This is a genomic window from Leisingera sp., from assembly GCF_034669605.1.
Lineage (GTDB): Bacteria > Pseudomonadota > Alphaproteobacteria > Rhodobacterales > Rhodobacteraceae > Leisingera.
On sequence record NZ_JAXMOX010000363.1, the window covers coordinates 1 to 2,213 of the forward strand.

At 60.6% G+C, this 2,213-nt stretch carries 2 protein-coding genes and 2 pseudogenes; all 4 read right to left on the reverse strand.

Annotation, left to right across the window (positions count from 1 at the left end):
* Positions 1-199: pseudogene (locus VOI29_RS24245) on the reverse strand (transposase); the annotation flags it as partial.
* A 91-nt stretch (positions 200-290) separates the two neighbouring features.
* Complete coding sequence (gene arsC, locus VOI29_RS24250) at positions 291-713, reverse strand: arsenate reductase (glutaredoxin) (RefSeq protein ID WP_323784430.1); 423 nt, start codon at positions 711-713, stop codon at positions 291-293.
* Entirely contained in the window at positions 710-1,729 is a 1,020-nt protein-coding gene (gene arsB, locus VOI29_RS24255) for an ACR3 family arsenite efflux transporter (RefSeq protein WP_323784432.1), read from the reverse strand. Before arsB ends, arsC begins: the two co-directional genes overlap by 4 nt.
* A pseudogene (locus VOI29_RS24260) lies at positions 1,726-2,213 on the reverse strand (MFS transporter); the annotation flags it as partial. The pseudogene VOI29_RS24260 and the gene arsB, both read right to left, overlap by 4 nt.

Consider the following 2,213-nt stretch of genomic DNA (forward strand, 5'->3'; position numbering starts at 1 on the left):
ACGCTTCCACCGGCTGTAGAGCGTTTTGTGCGGCCCGTAGGCGTCGGGGGCATCTCGCCAGCGCAACCCATTGCGATTGATGAAGATAATCCCGCTCAGCACCCGTTTGTCATCGGCCCGAGGCTTGTGCCATGCGGCTTCGGGAAAAAGGGGTGAGCTTGGCCATCTGCTCGTCGGTCAGCCAGAAAAGATCGCACATGTCACAGCTCCATTTTCCGAGCCGTGAATCATGCAGTGCGGCGGAAATCAATGCATCCTGACCCTAAGGAGCATTGCTGTTTTTGGAGTGATTACGCGAGCCGCTTTCCGTTTTTGTCCATCACCATTTCGCCGTCCTCTTTAACAAGCGGACCTGGCGGCAGTTGATCCAGGAGATCTAGAACCGTTTCCGATGGGCGGCAAAGACGAACTCCATTTGGGCTGCAGACTAGGGGCCGGTTCACCAGGATCGGATGTTCAACCATGGCATCAAGCAGCGCATTTTCGTCCACGGTTGCATCGCAGACGCCGAGTTCTTCTGCTGGCGAGCGGTCTATGCGCAGCGCCTCCCGAGCGGTCAAGCCCGCGGCGGCGAAGAGGCCTATGAGTTGCGGACGTGTCCAACCAGTTTCGAGATAATCGACGGCAACTGGCTCCTCACCCGCAGCGCGGATAAACGCCAGAACATTTCGTGACGTGCCGCAATTGGGATTGTGGTAAATTACAATGGTCATGAACCTGCCCGCGGAAAGCGTGCCCGGGTCCGGTTTGCAAAGGCCACCAGCGTCAGCATGACCGGCACCTCGACAAGTACGCCCACGACTGTCGCCAGCGCCGCGCCGGAGTGAAGCCCAAAAAGGCTGATTGCCACAGCCACAGCCAATTCAAAGAAATTCGAGGTTCCGATCAGGGCGCAAGGGGCCGCAATCCTGTGCGGAACCCGCATGGCGTAAGCAGCAGCATAGGCGGCAAAGAAGATGGCATAGCTTTGGATTAGAATCGGAACTGCAATCATTGCGATCACCGCCGGACGGTCCAGGATCACCTGCCCCTGAAGCCCGAACAGAATGACAACAGTCGCAATCAGCCCGATGACCGAAAGGGGTTTGATCCGTGCAAGAAAACCCGTGATCCGCGCCTCGCTGCCCAAGCGAGAACGGGTCCAAAGGCCCGCCGCCAGGGGCAGCACCACGAACAGAACCGCAGACAGGACCAGCGTGCTCCAGGGCACTTCGATATCAGTGACACCCAGAAGGAAGGCAACGATCGGCGCAAAGGCAAACACCATGATCAGGTCGTTCACCGAAACCTGCAGCAGCGTGTAGTTTTCGTCCCCCTTGGTCAGCTGAGACCAGACAAAGACCATTGCGGTACAGGGGGCGGCACCCAAAAGGATCAGGCCCGCGATATACTGCTGCGCATCACCGGGCTGCACGAACGGGGCAAAGACCACCTCGAAGAACAAAACACCGAGCGCTGCCATGGAGAACGGCTTGATCAGCCAGTTCACCACCAGCGTAATGGCCAGGCCCTTGGGCTGGCGGGCCACGTCCTTGAGGCTGGAGGGATCCACCCCGATCATCATCGGATAGACCATGGCCCAGATCAGCACCGCCACCACCAGGTTGACGCTGGCAACCTCGGCCGCGGCGATGGTATCCACCACCGCGGGCGCCGCATTGCCAAGCGCAATACCCGCAGCCATGGCCAGGGCCACCCAAAGGCTGAGGTATTTCTCGAAGATGTTCATGACAGAGCCTCTTGTTCGGGGTTGGAAGACAGGCGCCCGGCAGCCAGCGCGCTGAGCGCCACCATCACCGCTGCGGTTCCCAGGCAGGCGGCCACCCCGCCCAATTGATAGGTGAGGCCGGACAGCACGGTGCCCAACAGGCGCCCGCCCGCATTCGCCATGTAGTAAAAGCCCACATCCATGGTGACCCGCTCATCCTTGGAAAACGCAAGGATCAGGTAGGAGTGCAGCGAGGAATTGACCGCGAACAGCCCGCCAAAGACCAAAAGCCCGACAACCAGCACCACCGTGAGCCAGGGCGCAGGCTGCCCCGCGGCCAGAACGGCCACGGCCAGAACGGCGGGCAGGACGGCCAGCATTGCGGCCCATGTCCGGGCGGCCGCGATCAGGTCGCCCTCGCTGCGGGATGCGGCCTTCAGCAGGCGCGGAGCCGACGCTTGTATGGCGCCGTAGAAAATGATCCAGACCGCCATGAAGGTGCCGA